The 16306-nt window shown below is 70.5% G+C and carries 13 protein-coding genes and 1 pseudogene; 7 read left to right on the top strand and 7 right to left on the bottom strand.

The features are described from left to right. Positions 1–496 precede the first annotated feature (496 nt). Positions 497–1252: a hypothetical protein gene (locus tag OG948_RS54410; protein ID WP_406300760.1), complete on the top strand. Its 756-nt coding sequence runs from the start codon at positions 497–499 to the stop codon at positions 1250–1252. A 949-nt stretch (positions 1253–2201) separates the two neighbouring features. Here OG948_RS54410 and OG948_RS54405 read toward each other — a convergent pair. Beyond that, a complete protein-coding gene (locus OG948_RS54405) occupies positions 2202–3053 on the bottom strand; it encodes an SDR family NAD(P)-dependent oxidoreductase (protein ID WP_331772501.1) in 852 nt (283 codons plus the stop codon). A 284-nt stretch (positions 3054–3337) separates the two neighbouring features. Beyond that, the gene (locus tag OG948_RS54400) at positions 3338–5041 is read right to left on the bottom strand and encodes a CocE/NonD family hydrolase (RefSeq protein ID WP_331772500.1); all 1704 of its coding nucleotides are present in this window, start codon (positions 5039–5041) and stop codon (positions 3338–3340) included. 167 nt (positions 5042–5208) lie between these two features. Here OG948_RS54400 and OG948_RS54395 point away from each other — a divergent pair, with 167 nt between their 5' ends. Continuing rightward, positions 5209–5961, top strand: coding sequence for a TetR/AcrR family transcriptional regulator C-terminal domain-containing protein (locus OG948_RS54395; protein WP_331772499.1), 753 nt, complete (start codon positions 5209–5211; stop codon positions 5959–5961). A 91-nt stretch (positions 5962–6052) separates the two neighbouring features. Next, positions 6053–6953: pseudogene (locus tag OG948_RS54390) on the top strand (class I SAM-dependent methyltransferase). Between the two features lie 142 nt (positions 6954–7095). On the opposite strand, the gene OG948_RS54385 reads toward OG948_RS54390, so the two are convergent. After that, positions 7096–7797 carry a hypothetical protein gene (locus OG948_RS54385; RefSeq protein WP_331772498.1) on the bottom strand — a complete coding sequence of 234 codons (702 nt, stop codon included), beginning with the start codon at positions 7795–7797 and terminating at the stop codon, positions 7096–7098. Further along, complete coding sequence (locus OG948_RS54380) at positions 7794–8033, bottom strand: hypothetical protein (protein WP_406300926.1); 240 nt, start codon at positions 8031–8033, stop codon at positions 7794–7796. Before OG948_RS54380 ends, OG948_RS54385 begins: the two co-directional genes overlap by 4 nt. Positions 8034–8214: 181 nt before the next feature. Here OG948_RS54380 and OG948_RS54375 point away from each other — a divergent pair, with 181 nt between their 5' ends. Further along, positions 8215–8388: a hypothetical protein gene (locus OG948_RS54375; RefSeq protein ID WP_331772496.1), complete on the top strand. Its 174-nt coding sequence runs from the start codon at positions 8215–8217 to the stop codon at positions 8386–8388. Positions 8389–8647: 259 nt separating this feature from the next. Here the strand turns inward: OG948_RS54375 and OG948_RS54370 are convergent, their stop codons facing one another. From OG948_RS54370 to OG948_RS54360, 3 genes are read right to left on the bottom strand one after another with little or no spacing between them, the layout of a single operon-like run. Further along, positions 8648–9367, bottom strand: a complete 720-nt coding sequence (locus OG948_RS54370) for a hypothetical protein (protein WP_331772495.1) — start codon at positions 9365–9367, stop codon at positions 8648–8650. Continuing rightward, complete coding sequence (locus OG948_RS54365; RefSeq protein WP_331772494.1) at positions 9364–10557, bottom strand: tryptophan 7-halogenase; 1194 nt, start codon at positions 10555–10557, stop codon at positions 9364–9366. The genes OG948_RS54370 and OG948_RS54365 overlap by 4 nt, the downstream gene beginning before the upstream one ends. Further along, a complete protein-coding gene (locus tag OG948_RS54360; RefSeq protein ID WP_331772493.1) occupies positions 10554–12533 on the bottom strand; it encodes a LodA/GoxA family CTQ-dependent oxidase in 1980 nt (659 codons plus the stop codon). Before OG948_RS54360 ends, OG948_RS54365 begins: the two co-directional genes overlap by 4 nt. A 1056-nt stretch (positions 12534–13589) precedes the next feature. On the opposite strand from OG948_RS54360, the gene OG948_RS54355 reads away from it, so the two are divergent. The 3 genes from OG948_RS54355 to OG948_RS54345 all read left to right on the top strand — a co-directional run bounded on the left by OG948_RS54355 (position 13590) and on the right by OG948_RS54345 (position 15681). Continuing rightward, positions 13590–14648 (top strand): glycosyltransferase, encoded by a 1059-nt coding sequence (locus OG948_RS54355; protein WP_406300759.1) that lies wholly within the window; start codon positions 13590–13592, stop codon positions 14646–14648. Positions 14649–14650: 2 nt separating this feature from the next. Beyond that, the gene (locus tag OG948_RS54350; RefSeq protein ID WP_331772491.1) at positions 14651–14803 is read left to right on the top strand and encodes a hypothetical protein; all 153 of its coding nucleotides are present in this window, start codon (positions 14651–14653) and stop codon (positions 14801–14803) included. A 149-nt stretch (positions 14804–14952) separates the two neighbouring features. Continuing rightward, a complete protein-coding gene (locus OG948_RS54345) occupies positions 14953–15681 on the top strand; it encodes a polysaccharide deacetylase family protein (RefSeq protein WP_331772490.1) in 729 nt (242 codons plus the stop codon). The last annotated feature ends 625 nt before the right edge of the window (positions 15682–16306 follow it).

The following is a 16306-nucleotide window of genomic DNA, read 5'->3' as shown; positions in this document are numbered from 1 at the left end:
GTCGTGCTCGGTGGCGGGATCTCCTGGCCACCCGACCCGCCGACGAAGTGGGCGCCCTCGACGGCCACCGGGTCCCTGATGCTCGGCGAGCGGCTGCGCGCCTGCCGGTAGTCGTTGCCCGGCCATCCGACTTGGCGAAGTCCGAGTCGTGTTCGGTGCCGTGCACGAGTTCGCGGAGGCCCGAGCGGAAGAAGCTCGGAAGGCGTGTGGGCGCGCGGTGCTTTCCCCACCGGATTCCCAGTCCCGATTGCGCGAGGATGCGCGCACGCGCATGCCCGCATAGGACAATTTCCCCACCCGGCGCACATCGGTTCCCGTCGCATCGAAAAGGCATCCGCACATCCGCATCAGTGCACCACCGCAAGACGGAACGTAACTCCCCCCAACACTCCACTGCGACACACGTATCGTCGGACAGCCCTGCTCCCGGTACACCGCCCACAGAGAGACCGAATTCATGCACTCCGCACGTCAACGATTGACCACGGCGGCGGCGGTGGCCCCGCTGCTGCTGTTCGCCGTCGGCTGTTCCGACGGCTCCGGCAACAACGCGGACGGCAAGAGCGGTTCGCCGACGAACAGTGCCACGACCGGATCCTCGACCAGTGCCCCCGGTTCCCCCCAGGCGTCCGGGTCCGGCGCCCCCGGGCCGTCCGGCAGCGGCACTTCACGACCGTCGGATGGCAAGGGCTCGCCGGCCAAGACGCTCAACGCGGCACAGCTCAAGGCGGCATTCGTGGTCGCCGCCGACCTCCCGTCCACCGGCTGGCGGGTTGCGGCACCGGAGGTCGAGAAGCCGGACGTGTCGACCGTCGACAAGCCGGCCTGCCAGTCCATCATGGATCTGATGGGCGGAGGCGGCGTGACCCATTCCTCCGTCGCACACATCAGCGGCGAACTGACGCCGCCGGGCGCAACGGAGTCGCAGTACGCGTTCTCCCTCGCCTCGTATCAACCGGGCGTGGCCGAGAAGCTGTTGAAGGACGCCAAGGCGGCTCTCCCCTCATGCGGCACCTTCCGCTATGGCACGCCGTCGCTGACATACCACGTAACGCCGCTGCCGAACCCGAACACCGGTGACGAAAGCATCGCCTTCAAGGTCTCTTCGGATATCGGCCTCAGCGCCAGGATGACCACGACGCGCGCCGGTTACGTCATCGTGCAGGGCGCCTCGCAAAACGCCGACCAAGAGATCCCACCGGCCGTCCTCAAGGCGCAAACCGACAAGGTCACGGCGGCACAGCGCGGTTGAGACCTCGTCTCATGCGGAGTACCGGCGGTAGCCGACGAGTGCAAACGGCAGGCGCGCCCGATCACCGTCGCCACCGTGCCCGGCCATCGGTGGTCGCCGACGGCCGGCGACGCCGACCAGGGTCGAACCACACCCGGGCGCCGTGTCGCCGGCCGACGTCGCGTCGGCGCCGCCGTCCCGGGGTGGGACGCGGACGCGTTGGACCCGCGGGTTGCGCCGCACTACGCGTACGCCACCGCCCGGCACTTGCGGTCGGCCGCGTGAACTCACGCCCGGTTGGCCGACCTCGACTACGACTTCGATGGGTCGGCCGGCTTCACGCGCGCCACGGGGCGCCGCATCGTCCCGGTGCGCCCCCGACGGAGCGGCTCCGCCGGGGGCGCACCGCCTCGACCGTCAGCCGCGCTCCACCTCCACGCGAGGGAGCAGCCGATCCAGCCACGCCGGCATCCACCAAGCCCAGCGGCCGAGGAGTTGCATCATCGCCGGTACGACAAGGCACCGGATAACCACCGCGTCGGCGGTACCGGCATCGCCGTCGCCCACCGCCCGCTGCTCCCGCGTCCGCGCCCGCGCCCGCGTCGGGTCGGTTCGCACGAGTGGGCGATGTCGGTGACCTCGGCGACGACCCCGACCGGCTCCGGCTCCGCGACGGTTCGCGCTGGGATCGGACGACCCTGGGATGATCGACCGGGCGCGCGCACCCCACCGCCACACGCACGCGGTTCGTCGATCATGCGGCGCCCCGTCCGCCCGTTTCCCCTGGCAACTGCGATTCTCATGCCCTCCAGACGACGCAGATCCAAGGAGTGTGACATCGGCTCCGGAGACGACGACCGACACCACGTTGCCCCCGCCGGAGCACGCTGCGACCCACCGCCGCTTCGGATTCTGCGGTGATCCCCGGACGGGGGCGTCCTTGTCCTTCGGCACATGCCGAGTCCGGGGCTCACCCGTCGGCCGGCATCGATCCGAACGCGCCGATCAACTCGTCGAACTCCGCGTGCAGCAAGGGCACGTGGGCATCGGCGCCCGGCAGCACCCAGAACCGGTCCTCGCGGATCGCCGCGGCGACCTGTTCGCCGGCCTCCCGGGCGCTCATCGCCCCCGCCTGTGACCTGCGCATCGCGTCGATCACGTCCCGCGCCGCCGGAGTCGGCCCGCCGTCGCCGGGAGTCTCGTCGGCGGCGTCCGCGGCGGGGCGCGCGTTGACCCGGTCGAGCATCTCGGACCGCACCTTGCCCGGACACAGCAGCGACACCCCGACCGCGGTTCCGGCGAGTTCCGCGCGCAGCCCCTTGGTCAGGCCGACGATGGCGTGCTTCGTGGCACTGTAGGGTCCGGTCATCGCGCCGCCGATCAGGCCGCCCATCGACGCGGTGTTCACGATGTGCCCGCCTTCCGGTTGCGCGAGCATCAGCGGGACGAAGGTCCGTACGCCGTGCACGACGCCCCACAGGTTGACGTCCACGACCCACCGCCAGTCGACGAGTTCGGTCTCCCACTGCCTGTTCAGCGTCCACACCCCGGCGTTGTTGCAGACGACGTCGACCCGTCCGAACCCGGCCAGCGCGGCATCCGCGAGGGCTTGGACGGCCGCCGCGTCCCGCACGTCGGTGGGCACCGCCAACACCTCGGCGCCGTCCGCCCCCAGCGTCGCGGCGGCCTCCTCGAGCCGTACCGCGTCCCGGTCCGCGAGGACCACCCGCATCCCCTCGCCCGCCAGCGCCCGCGCGATGCCGTAGCCGATCCCGCCGGCCGCCCCGGTGACCACACCGACACGTCCCACACGTTCCCGCATTCCGCTCTTCCCGTCCGGGCAACCCGCACCGGCCGCCCTCGCCCGCGCGTCCACCGCCCGGGAACCCAAGACCTCGACGTGCGAGACCCCCGATGATCGAGGCTCGGGTGTCCGACCCGATTCGACCGGCGGATTGCCCTCTCTCCCAGTCTTCCGGCCCCGTCAAATCCGGCACCTGGCGAAAGCTTCGGCACTTCCGGCGGCCGAGACCAACGCCACATCCGACACGGCGGCGACCATGCCCCGACGAGGACGCCCCCGCACCGTTCCCGAAACCGAGATTCTCAGGGGCGATCCACCGGACGGCCATCCGGCGTCCGAGTCGGGACGACGCTCAGGACCAGGGCCGAATCCGGATACAACGCCACGCTCGTCGGCACGATCTCCCGCGCCGTGTGCGCGGGCTCCCCCGATCCGGTGTTGCGGGCGAAGCGTGGGTGGGCGCCGCCGCTCAACTGGAGGCGCATGCGATGCCCGGCCGCGAAGCGGTACGCGGTGGCACTCAACACGACGACGACCCGCGCCGGCGATGAGCCGTTCGGGGTCAACCGGAGGATGCCGTCGCACACATTGGTCGACCGGCCGCGTTCGTCGACGTCGCACAGACGGGCGAACACGTCGATGTGATCGGTGCCGGTGGCCGCGTACAGCTCCGCGAGCACGGGACCGCACACCTCCAGCGGCTCGGTCAGCGGCGGTGTGGTGAAGATCAGGACGTCGTCGCGAGCCTCCAACGCGGTGTTGTCACGGGGGCCGGCCTTGGGCGAGAGCGTCGCGCCGCCGACGGAGGGTGTCGGGTCGGCGGGGTCGTAGCGGAGCGTCAAGGGCGCCGAGGCCGGATCGGGCCGGTCGCTCAGCGCGCCGTCGGCCGCGATGTACCGGCGCTGCGCTGCCGCATCCACCGGAGGCCACTCCGGTAGATCCCGCCAGTCGTCGGCGCCGCCCACGTGCACCCGCACCGGGGACTCCCGCAACGTCGACCGATCGTCATACAGGTGCGCGCGCAGCCAGGCCAGACTGTCCGCGAACACCTCCGGCCACCCCTGTTGCAGCATCGAGGCGTGCGTCCACGGCCCGACGAGCAGTGCCGTCTCGCATCCGGCCCGTCGCAGTCGGTGGTACTGGCCGAGGTTCTGCTCGAACATGACGTCGTGCCGACCGGCGACCAGGAGCGTCGGCACGGAGAGCGTGTCGGCGGCGCGGCCCGCGTCCGCGCCCGCCCAGTGCGGGTCGGCGGCGTCGGGGTGGGCGAGCGCACCCTCCAGGAACGGCACCCGCTCGCCGAGTCCGAGGGCGCAGGCGTCCGACAGTGGGAGCGTGCGGGCGACGCGCCGCAGGGTGCGCTGGAGACGGATGGCCGCCTTGACGAACCGCCAATTGCTTCGGTGCTGGTGCAGGAAGCCCGCGGTGGTGGCGAGCGCGTTCTCCAGGTGGAAGACGCCGCCGGCGTGGAAGTACGCGTGCGGGTCGTGCAGGCCGGCGTGGAAAACCATCGCGCGCAACTCCGGGGGTGGGTCGAGCGCCGTGGCCCACTGTGTGTAGCCGAGGTAGCTCGAGCCGATGGTGCCCAACACCCCCGTGAACCAGGGCTGTTCGCGCAGCCACGCAAGTGTCGACTGCCCGTCGGCGGCCTCGTTGTGCCAGAGCGCGAACGTGCCGCCGGATCCGCCGGTGCCCCGGCAGCTCTGCAGGACGACGTGGAACCCGTGTTCGGCGAAGGCGAGTCCGTACATCGAGGACCAGGGGAAACCTCGTCCGTACGGCGAGCGCAGGAGCAACGTGGGGAAGTCGCCGGGGGCGGCCGGGAAGTAGTGGTCGGCCACCAGCGGGCTGCCGTCGGCGGCGGGAATCCGCAGGTCGGCCTCGTATGCCACCCGATACGGGGCGGCGGGCATTCCGCGCAGCGTGCGCCGCATCGCCCGGACCCGACGCGGCGGCTTCCGCGGGGGTCGGTCCGGGGACATCGGGTGGGAGGTGGTGCTCGTCATGGTGCTCTCGCTTTCCGACCTTGCGCGCGATGCACTGGGTCACCGTCGGGCCGTGCTTGGTGGCGATCGCCATTCTCGTACTAAGTACCAGAATAGCGCATGCTTGGATGGACATGCCCGGCACCCACCCGGCACCCATCGAGCACCCACCTGTGAAAGGAGCCGCCGTGGCCGGTCCGGACTCATCCGAACGAAGCCCTGGTGTGGACCCCGAGGCGTTGTGGCCGGCTCGGCCGCAACCCCGTCGTGGCCGCCCGCCCACGCACAGCCGCGCCGAGGTGACGGCCGCGGCCGTCGCGATCGCCGACGCCGACGGGCTCGCCGCCGTGACCATGCGCAGCGTCGCGGCGCGCGTCGGTGTCGGGGTGATGTCCCTGTACTCCTATGTGCCCAACAAGGAGACCCTGCTGGAGTTGATGATCGACCGAGTCGCCGGTGACCAGCCGGATCCATCCGCCCCGACGGGGGCATGGGCCGAGGATCTGCGAGAAATCGCGCACGCCCAGCGGGACCTGATGCGACGTCATCCGTGGCTGCCGGCCGCCCTGTCGGAACGGCAGACGCTCGGGCCGAACACGCTCGCCTTCACGGAACACGCGCTCGCCGTGCTCGAACCGGCGGGGTTCGACGGACACGGCGCACTCGAAGTGATCAGCCTGGTGGTGGGATTCGTGGCGAGCCACGTCGGATACGAGGTCGCCCAAGACCGCGCCGCGGCCCGCGCCGGCCGGACCACGCGCGAACTGGCCGAGGCCCAGGGCCGCTACCTGCGGGCGGTGGCGGCGAGCCCGGATTACCCGCGCCTGTCTCGGGTGATGGCGGAACCGGCCCGTTCCGCCGACCCGGACGCGACATTCGACCGCCTGCTGAGGCACCTCCTGGACGGACTGGCCGCGACTCACGGTACCCACGAGAGGTAGCGATCGGCGGTTTCGTGTCACCAGGCCACGCAACACGGGCCGCCCGATAATCCGGTGGCTCGCTCGGAGGCGCGTCGTTAGCCTCCGTAGGGTGATGTATGAGGACCCGCGGGCGTACCTGCTCGGGCTTGAGGGCATTGCCTTGTTGCGCGCATTCACCGGAGAGTTCGACCGCGACTTCGTGGAGGCCCGGATCGCGGAGATCCGCAGAGTGCTCGCCGACGAGGCACTGGCAGACGCAGCCGTGGAAGTCGACCGGGTCGACACCGTTACAGGCTATCGACTGTGGTCGGCGACATATGACCGGCCCAACTCGGCGTTCGACCTCGACGAGCCCGTGGTCAAGGAGATCGTGGACTCGCTGCCCGGGGGTGTTGCTCTGGACGCCGCGTGCGGGACTGGTCGGCATGCCGAGTTTCTGGCCGGTCGTGGCCATCGGGTGATCGGCGTGGACAGCTCGCCCGAACATGCTCGCGCGGGCGCGTACCCGGGTGCCGCAGGGCAAGTTCCTGCTCGGTGATCTGCACCGACTCCCGGTGGCCGACGCCGAGGTTGATCTGGTCGTGTGTGCCTTGGCGCTGACCCACGTCTCGACACTCAAGCCGGTACTGGCGGAGTTCGCCAGAGTTCTGCGTCCGGGCGGACACCTGGTGATCGCCGACATGCACCCCGAGCGAGTGGCGCAGGGCGCGATTCCACCCGTGCGCAGCGCTGATGGCCGACCTGGACGGCTGAGTACCCACCGCCACTCGATCGGGGACTACCTGCGTGCCGCGCTGCCGGTGGGACTGCACGTGCGTCGCTGCGAGGAACCTCCCCTGCCGACCAACGAACGGGCGGAGTCCGCGGATCGGACAGGCACGTTCGGGGCGGTGGGACCGTGGGAGCTGTGGCCGTGGTGTCTGGCCGACATGGTGCCCGAGGCAACACGAGCCGTCAGCGCAGGCGCGCCGGCGCTGGTCGTCTGGAACTTCCAGTTGGGTGAGTCGTGACACCACTACCGGTGCGGGGCTCTGGTCACGATTCGTTCCAGGAGGAAATACCAGTCCTCATAGGCGTGTTCGTCGAGGAAACCAGAGTTGTAGGTCCTCATGGTGACGTCGGGTGGTGGAACTGTCCGAATCCCTGCGGTGATCAAACCTCGTGGTCTTGACGCGGGAGGTACGGGCTGAAGTGGTCGGCGACGATCTCTGCGACCGCGGCGGCATCGCGGGAACCGTCGACTTCGATCACGCGGATGCCGAGTTGGTGGGCGGTGTGGACGGCGTCCTTGGCAACGAGGTGATCCCGGGCGAAGCGGTTGGCCTGGGCTCGGACCGGATCGCTGACGCGGTGCCCGAGCGAGGCGGCTCGGGGAAGTTCACGGAGTTGGTGTCGGCGGAACGCCGGCGTGGGCACCATGACGACCATCCGGCGCGGTGAGTCGATGATGGGTGCGACGAGTTCGGGACGCAGTCCCCAGCCCTCGGCGATGATCGGGTGGCCCGAGACGAGTGCGCGCAGGTCGTCCAGGGCCCACTCGAACCGGTCCGGGAAGCCGGCCAGGGTTTCGGTGGCCATCTGCTCCGGGGTGGAGTGCACCCACACCTTGTCCGGGTCGGCCTCGGTGGCGGGCTCTCCGAGGCCGAGGCCGAGGCGACGGGCGATCCGGCGATCGTTGTGACCGCGAGCGTCGTGGTAGTCGTAGTGATAGACGGTGACGCAGAACCGGACGGCCAGGAGCCGGGCCACGGTCGACTTTCCGGCCCATTGGCCGCCGCCGATCCACAATGCTCGGTGCAACGTCCCGAAGGGGTCGCGGACTTCGCCGGCCGCGAGGGAATCATGGCTGGTCATCTGCTGTCCTCCTGCGTTGAGGTGCGGCGGCTGACTTCGGCGGCGCAGGCAACCCGGTCACCCGCGGAGAGATGTTGCCGGGCGACGGCGACGTCGGTGTGGATACCCAGGGTGCGGGCGAGTATCGCGGCGGGAATCCCGGTGACGAGCTGGCGGAGCGCGGTGCTGCGAGCCTGGTTGGGCCGAGTCCCGAGCTGGTTCGGCCGCACGTCGTGAACCACCGCCTCCACGAGCATCACCGCGGGTCGTGGAGCCTCGTCTTCAGGCTGCGGCTTCGGGACGTCGGCCGTTGGCGGACCTCGTCGAGATGGCCCGGGTCGAGGGTATCGGCGACGGCCGGCCCCGTCATCATCGCCGAACTCGTCGATCTGGAGGCGACGTCGGACATTCCGTCAACCGGCGCCGCATTCCCGGAGCTTGACACTGCAACACAGGTACGACCTGCTGCGGATGTTCGGGCGGGTGGGCCACCCCACCCGGCCGGGCCGGGCGTTCACCGAGGACGGGCGGATCGGGAAGTCCTTCGTGGAGGCGTCGGGCCGGGAGACCACAGCCGGGCAGGATCAAAACGTCAGCTGGGCAGGCTCATGACGTCCCGCACCCGGCGGACCCGTACGCACAGCCCGGCCCGGCCCGGCCAGGTCAGGCCAGGAACCGGCCACACGCGCGGCCCGCGAAAACGGGAGGCACACAGACGCGGCCCCATCGGTTTTCGGCCGGTGGGGCCGCGTCCCAGGTCGGTGGTTCTACGGCGACCGCATGGCGAGCCGCCACCAAGTCGCCGACGACCCGGCCGCCCGCCATGCGCGATGACGGGCGGGACGGGCGGTGCGGCGCCCGATGTTCGTGGCTACGTGTTCAGGCTGGTGTGGTTCCACCAGCCTTGGCGCCCGGCGGTGAAGGTGACCTCGCGGGTCCCGATCAGGCCCTCGTACGGCTTGCCCTTCACCAGGGGGCTCGTCTGGACCACGCCTTTCGGGTCCTTGATGGCGGGGATGGTGACGGCTGCGGCGTGGTCGAGGTCGCTCTGCTGGAAGCCGGCGGGCTGTGTGGTGGTGATGACCTCGTCCCAGTTCGGCGAGGCCGCGAGCTGGTGGGCGAGGTGGACCTCGGATCCCTGGCCGAAGGCGAGGTAGGTGAGATGGTCGGGGTAGCCGGTGGCGTTGAGCGGCTTGTAGTGGACGACGTCCTGCTCGCGGCACGTGGCGGTGGTCTCGTCGAGGATCTTGGTGAAGGTGCGATTGCCGGCGCTGTCGACGGTCACCCGCTCGAGTTCCACGGGCAGCGAGTCGCGGGTGCCGTCGACGATTTCCTGGAGGGGCCAGTGGCCCTCGGAGAACAGGGAGTAGTACACCCGCTGGTCCTCGTGGTTCGCGAGGTCGTCGAGGTACTTCTTCCGCAGGCCCCCGTCCAGGCCGAACTTGTTGATCATCTGGAAGGCGTGGATGGGGACGCGGTAGAGCGCGAGGTGGTAGGCGAAGATCGTATCGGTGCCGATGAGCAGGAACCGGTGGCCGTGGCGGGGGGCGGCGTCGGCGTCGGACACGGAGATGACGTCTGTGGTGGTCATGCGGACACTCCTGGGGGTGGGATCGGGTCGGGTCGGGTGTTCGGTCGGCCGTCGGCGGGATCCGTCGGGCCGGCCGTGTGGCGGCGACGCCAGAAGGCGTGCCGGGGCCATCGGTGTTCGAGGCCGTAGAAGGTGCGCCGGTTGCGCAGGTGGACGGCGGTGATCGTGTCGAGTTCGGCGGCGTAGCGGGTGAGGGCGGTGCGGTCGCCGCCGAGGTGGTCGTGGACCGCCTGGCCGGCCCGCATGCCGGTGTACAGGGCGGTGAGGATGCCCTGCGACGACAGCGGGTCGAAGGCGGCGGCGGCGTCGCCGGCGGCGATCCACCCGTCGCCGTGGACGGTGTCCAGGCGGACGGTGTGGGCGGGCGCGCGCCGTACGGCGGCGGCCGGCCACGGGTGCGTGGACACCCGGGCGCCGGTGTGGCGAGTGCGGGCCACGTCGGTGAGCAGGCCGGTGCCGCCCTTCCGGGCGCCCGGCAGGTCTGCGTCGGTGTACCGGGCGAGCAGCCGGTGGCCGGCGGGCAGCAGCGCCGTGTACCACCAGCCGTCCGGCGAGGCCTCCACGAGGGTCGAGGCGTCGGGGGTCGGCGTGGTCGAGGGGGGCAGGGTCAGGCAGAGCGCGACCAGCCGGTCGTGGACCACCCGGCGGGCGCCGGCCGCGGTGGCCAGGCCCGCTCGGCGGCCGGTGGCGTCGACCAGCCGGCGGCAGCGCACGGTGGTGCGGCGCCGGCCGGGGCCGCGCAGTTCCACGGTCCAGGTGCCGTCGCCGGAGCGGCCGGCGGGGCGGGCCGTGGTGTGTTCGGCCACTTCGGTGCCGAGGAGGCGGGCGTGCTCGCGCAGTTCCCGGTCGAAGCGGCCGCGGTCGAGGTGCCAGCCGTGGCCGTGCGGGTCGAGGATGGTGTCCTGGGCGGCGAGGTCGTTCGAGCCCCAGGCCGACAGGTTCGCGTAGCAGGGCAGATGGTGGCGTTCGTCGAGGACGTCCTGCGCGCCGAGGTCGCGGAGCACGACCCGGGCGGCGGCCGGTAGCGCCTCGCCGACGGGCGGCGGTCCGGTGGCGGCGTCGGCGAGCAGGACGGTGCGGCCGGCGCGGACCAGGGCCAGCGCGGCGGCGGCGCCGGCCGGGCCGCCGCCGGCGACCACCACGTCGTACCCGCGCGCGGTGGCCGCCGGACCGGTGTGGTCCACCGTCACGAAGGGCCCTCGCGGCGGCCGGTGCCGTTGGCGGCGTCCTCCCCGAAGGGGTCGAGCTTGTCGATGTAGCCGACGGTGATGCTCTCGGGGGCGAGGCCGATGTGCTCGGCGAGGGCGGACAACGCCGCGCCCTGGGCGGCGACGTCGGCGGTCTGCGGTACGTGCAGGGTGACCAGGTTCCGGTCGTCCGGCACCCCTTCGAGGGCGAAGCCGGGCACGGACTCGACCTGGACGTGTGGCGGGTATTTGTTGTCGCCGACGGTGTAGGGGCGGGTCTCCACCACGCCGAAGTGGTGCCACTCCGCCGCGGCCTGCTTCAACTGCTCCTTGTAGGTGCCGTGCAGGCCTCGCAGCCAGGAGGCCCGATTGTTGAACGCCGCCTCGCGCTCGTCCTCCGAGGGGGTCGGGCCACCCTCCTTGTTGACGATCCGGAAGTCGCGCTCGGTCAGCACGTGGTTGGGCACCCGGGCGGGCCAGAAGGTCGGCAGGTGGGGGTCGTAGCGGGGGCCCAGGCCGGCGGTGGACTCGTAGCCCGAGCGGCAGCTGGCGGTGTCGGCCTGCCAGGGGATGGCCATCCACCGGGTCAGACCGCCCGGGCCCTGCGCGTGCAGGGGGCCGTCGGCGGCCAGCGCCTTCTCGGGAGTGAGTTCCGCGCCGTAGTCGGGCTCCGCCTGTCCCGCGGCGCGGTGCAGGATGCGGAACGGTTCGGCGAACATCGTCGCGTGCCGGATCGGCCAGGTGACCTCGCAGCCGGGGTGGAAGGCGTCGGCGAGGCAGAAGTCGAGGGCGGCGCGGTCCAGGAGTCCGGGCTGATCGGCGACGGGTGCCTTCTCCAGGTCGCGTGGGAAGCCGCTCCAGGGGGTGTCGACGAATTGGCCGTTGGACCACTTGAGCAGCATGTCCATCTGGAGGGCCGACAGGGTCATGTACTGCCGCGGTGACTTGGGGCGGCTGGCCATGCCGTCGCCGTAGAACCACGGCCAGGTCATCGGCGCCAGTCCGTCCCGCTCGTAGTCGCGCATGGCGGTGTACACCTGGCGGCGCAGCTCGCGGTAGGTGTTGCCGGGTTTGGCGAGGCGCCGCAGCACCTCGGTGGTGGTGAAGTCCTCCGGGCCGGCGAATCCGAAGTGGGTGGCGAAGCCCTTGTTGACCCACTGCAGGTCGCCGAAGCGCCGCAGGAGGGGCTCGATGTGGTATCTGAAGGACACCTGGGCGGGCCGGGGCAGTTGGCCGTTGCCGACGAAGACGTCGAGGAGCAGGTCGTAGACGGTGCGCACGGTCTTGATGTCCGGCGCGTAGTTGGGCGGGCCCACCACGACCCAGGCGGGTTTGACCTCGATGGGGCGGCCGTCCAGGGTCAGCGTGGCGGTGACCGGGCCGTCCGAGATGTCGTCGTACCAGCCGTCGTTGTTGCCGAACGAGTGCAGTTCCTCATTGTTCTTCGCGCCGGACCGGCCGGAGCCGCCGAGCACCACGAGCCGACCGCGCTCGTCGGTGTGCATCCGGCCCAGCGGGACGGCGATGCCCTGGAACACGCCGCCGGTGAACTCCACGCTCTGGCCGGTGTCGGCGCGCAGGGTCTTGCGGCCGGGATCGATCACCAGGCTGCGGCGGTCGATGCCCTTGTTGCGCCTCGGCGTGCTGTGGCCCTGCATGTCGGGGATGTCGAGGGCGAGGCTGAACTCGTACCAGGCGGCCTTCTGGTTCGCGACGTGGACGCCCCACTCGATCGCGACTCCGGCGTCGGTGGCCGTCAGTTCGCGTACGACGTTGCCGGCGCTGTCGTAGCCGTAGAGGCGGAAGCGGGCCGCCTGGCGCTTGAAGGCACCGGTGTCGTCCTTGAGGGAGCCGACCGGCGTCGGGTCCGGGTCCGGTGTCTCGGGGCCGTAGTACCAGCCGTCGTCGCGGGTGCTGTTGCCCACCCGGGCCACTCCGATCGCGGGGTGGATCTTCGCGTAGGCGATGTCGTTACTCATGGTGGTTGCGGGTTCCTTCCGAGATGGTGAAGGTCGCAGGGTCGTCGTGGCGCACCGGCGGGCGGCCGGGTGAGCGGGTGACGAGGCGGCGGGCCGGGCTGGATGCGGCAGTTCGCGGGCCGGGAGGGCTCCCACGATCGGCCGGGAGAGGGCGGCACATCATTCAGATTGACAGCTCGCATACAATCCATCCCTTTCGAGTGAAGGCTGTTCGCGTACTTCACCCGAATGGCGCGCGCCCGCCGTGTCGGTGGGCGGCCGGTGGGCGAGAGTGCGGTGCGGCAGTCCGACCGGTCCGGTCGAGTGGCGGAGCGAGAGCACCACCGACCACCACCGACCACCGCACGGATACCGGCCCGGTCGCCCAGCGACCGACGACGCTCTCCCGCGCCGGGCACGTCGTGGCGCAGGTGCCGGAAGCCGGCGCCGGCGCGTCGCAATTCGGCGAGGTGGGTCTCCGGGTGGCTTGAAACACCCGAAATGTCATGACCGGCGGGGATATCCGACCCACCGAATCTCCCGAGACGGCGCGATCCCCCGAGGGCACACCCGCGGGCAACTATCTGTTGGGATCTCGGGGTTTGTCTGTGCTTGTGCTCACAATTGGATCTTTGTGTTGTACAAGATCCTTTCGATACCCCATTCTTGGTCATCCTGGGTGGGGACCCCGGGGGGGAACGGATGATTCGCTTCTCGGCGAGCTGAAACTCGTCGGCCTTTCGGGCTGCCCGAACGCCGGTCACGGCTTCGGGATTCGCGCGTGCGCTCCTGAGCGATTTCTTCCATTCGCCATGATTCGATCGGGAGCGCGACGGCGAGATGAACAACATGGGGTACGCGAGCGGCGTGCCCGGCGGGCGGCACCGAGGACGTGCCGAACAGCCGATTGGGGCGGATCACCCGACGGAGATCCTGGCGCCGATTCGCGATGAGCCGCGCCCGGTCCCGGCCTTCGAGCCGACTCCCACAGCAGAGCGTCCCCGGCGACACCGGGCGCGCAAGGCCGAGCCGTTCCGGCTCAGGACCAAGCGTCGGCGTCGTCGTTCGCTGCCGGCCGTGGACGTGCACTCGATGCGGATCACCGCACTGGTGCCCGCGCACAACGAGGAAGCGCAGATCGGCGAGACCATCCAGTCCCTGTACGGTCAGCGTCGACCGCCGGAGACGATCATCGTCATCGCGGACAACTGCACCGATCGGACCGTCGAGATAGCCCGCGGCATGGGTGTGCAGGTCTACGAGACCGTCGACAACAAGCACAAGAAGGCCGGCGGCCTCAATCAGGTCATCGATCACATCCTGCCGAATCTCGGGCCGGCCGACGCGATCCTGGTGATGGACGCCGATTCCACCCTCGGGCCGGAGTTCCTCGGCCATGGCCTGGAGCGGCTGGCGACCGGCGAGTTCGGAGCGGTCGGCGGCACGTTCACCGGCAAGCCGGGCGGGGGTTTCGTCGGCATGTTGCAACGCAACGAATACGCCCGCTATGTCCGCGATGTCGAGCGGCTCCAGGGCAAAGCCCTCGTACTCACCGGGACGGCCACCCTCTTTCGCGCGCTGACCCTCCAAGAGGTCGTCGCGGCCCGAGCCACCGGTGAACTTCCCGGCGCGGCGCACGTGTACGACACCCGCGTGCTCACCGAGGACAACGAACTCACGCTGGGCATCCTGCACCTGGGTCTGCGTATCGTCTGCCCGCCCAAGTGCACGCTGATGACCGAGGTCATGGGCACCTGGTCGGACCTGTTCAAACAGCGACTGCGCTGGAAGCGCGGCGCCCTGGAGAACCTGACCGACTACGGGTGGACACACATCACCCGCACCTACTGGGGACGACAGGTGCTCTCGTTGATCGGCTTGCTGATCATCGTGATCTACCTCGGTTCGCTGCTGCTGTCCCTCGTCCTCACCGGACACGTGCGTATTCAGCCCGTGTGGATGGTGGTGACCTTGATCTTCTCCGTGGAACGCGCCGTGAGCGTCCGCAAACGCGGACCACTGCAAGTGGTGCTCGGCGCGCTCATCGTGGTCGAGATGGCCTTCGACCTCTACCTGCAAGCGGCCCAGGCTCAGGCGTTCTGGGACGCGATCCGAAGAAAAGAAAGGAAATGGTGACCATGTATCACGCAAGTACGGGAGCGGCCGCAGCCGGCGCCGGAGGCGCTCTGGCCGCGACCGGCGCGAACGTCATGTGGGCGCTCGTGGCAGCGTTCACGCTGTTCAGTGCGGGCCTCGCGCTCAAGCGGATCCTGCCCGCGCGCACTCGCTGACGTTCGACCTGCGGTCGACCTTCCGCCCCGGGGGCAACCGGTAAGCCGTTCCCGGCCGCCCCCGGCGGCGGGAGGCCGACCGCAGGGCCACCATCCTTCGATGGTGGCCGGGTTCGTGATGATGTCGAATCTTCGAAAGGAAGTCCGAGATGAAGTCCAGCGTGCGAGTGCGCGCATGGGCGGCCGGGGCGATGGTCGCGGTGGCGGGTCTGATCCTGGGCCCGACGACGGCCGCGCACGCCGATCCCGCGTCCCCCGCCCCATGCTCCGCCGGCTATGCGGCGATCTCGTTCGACGACGGCCCCTCGACCCTGACCCCCGCCTACGTCCAGGCACTGAACGACGCCGGTTGGGTCAAGGCGACCTTCTTCCTGACCGGGGCCCACGCCCTGGATTACCCGCAGTACGTCGCGCAGATCGCCGCCGGCGGCCACTGGATCGGCAACCACTCCTTCTCCCACCCCTTCCTGGACGACCTCGGCGAGCCCGACGCGTTCAACGAACTCCTGGGTACGAACCAGATCCTCCAGTCCCAGACCGGCCACGCGCCGACGCTGTTCCGCCCGCCGTACGGCCGGACCAACGCGGGAATCCGCCAGGACGCGACCACACTCGGCATGACCGAGGTGCTGTGGACCACCGACTCGTTCGACTACAACGGCATCTCCACCGACGACATCGTGGCCAACGCCCTCCAGGTCGGCCCGGGTGGCATCATCCTGCTGCACGAGGGTTACCAAAGCACCCTCGCCGCGATCCCGCGCATCGTCGACGGGCTGGCAGAGCGCGGACTGTGCGCGGGCAGGATCGTGCCGTCGACGACACCGGTCCAGGCATGGCCCGGCGCCACCTACTACGCGACCGCCGCGCACTGGTGACACCACCGCCGAGTTCGGCGCCGGCCGCGCAACCAGGCCCGGTCCGCGCCGAATTCGGTGAACGCCCCTCCCGGGCGTCGGGGTATGGCCTGCCTCCACGTTCGTGATCATGGTGACGAGAGTCCCGCGCTCGTACCGTTGCACGGTGCCGGGCGGTCACTCACCGCTTGGAGCGCCGCCGCCGTTCCCGCCAAGCGCCTTCGGGTGCTCGCCGTCCATCCGCCAAGGCACGGCCGCTCGCCCGACACCGCTGGACGTTTCCCCGGAATCATGGTCCTGGCCCCGGACGACCCCACCCTGCGCAGCATCGTCGAGACCGCCACCTGCGGCGGCGAACGCCGGGTGATCGTCCAAAGGTTCGTCGCCGCGTCCTCCCGAGTCGGCCGGCCGAGCCGGGTCGCACACAACCGTGTCGAGGCGTTCCACCCCGAGTTCGGGCCGGAGCGTTCGAGCGCGTCCGGGTGTGACCCCGCTGGGCCAAGTGGAGGTGCCGGCCGGCGCCGAAGCGGCTCGGCCGCGTGCCGGCTCCGAGCAAGAAGTCGTACCGGCGGCCGTTCGCACGAGTTCGGTGAACCGAGGGTGGGCGAGGGTGAACTCCGAGTAATCTCCGTGTCGAATCAACGAC

Origin of the sequence: Embleya sp. NBC_00888 (genome assembly GCF_045207655.1) — a bacterium.
Lineage (GTDB): Bacteria > Actinomycetota > Actinomycetes > Streptomycetales > Streptomycetaceae > Embleya.
This window is presented reverse-complemented; position numbering and strand designations above follow the sequence as displayed.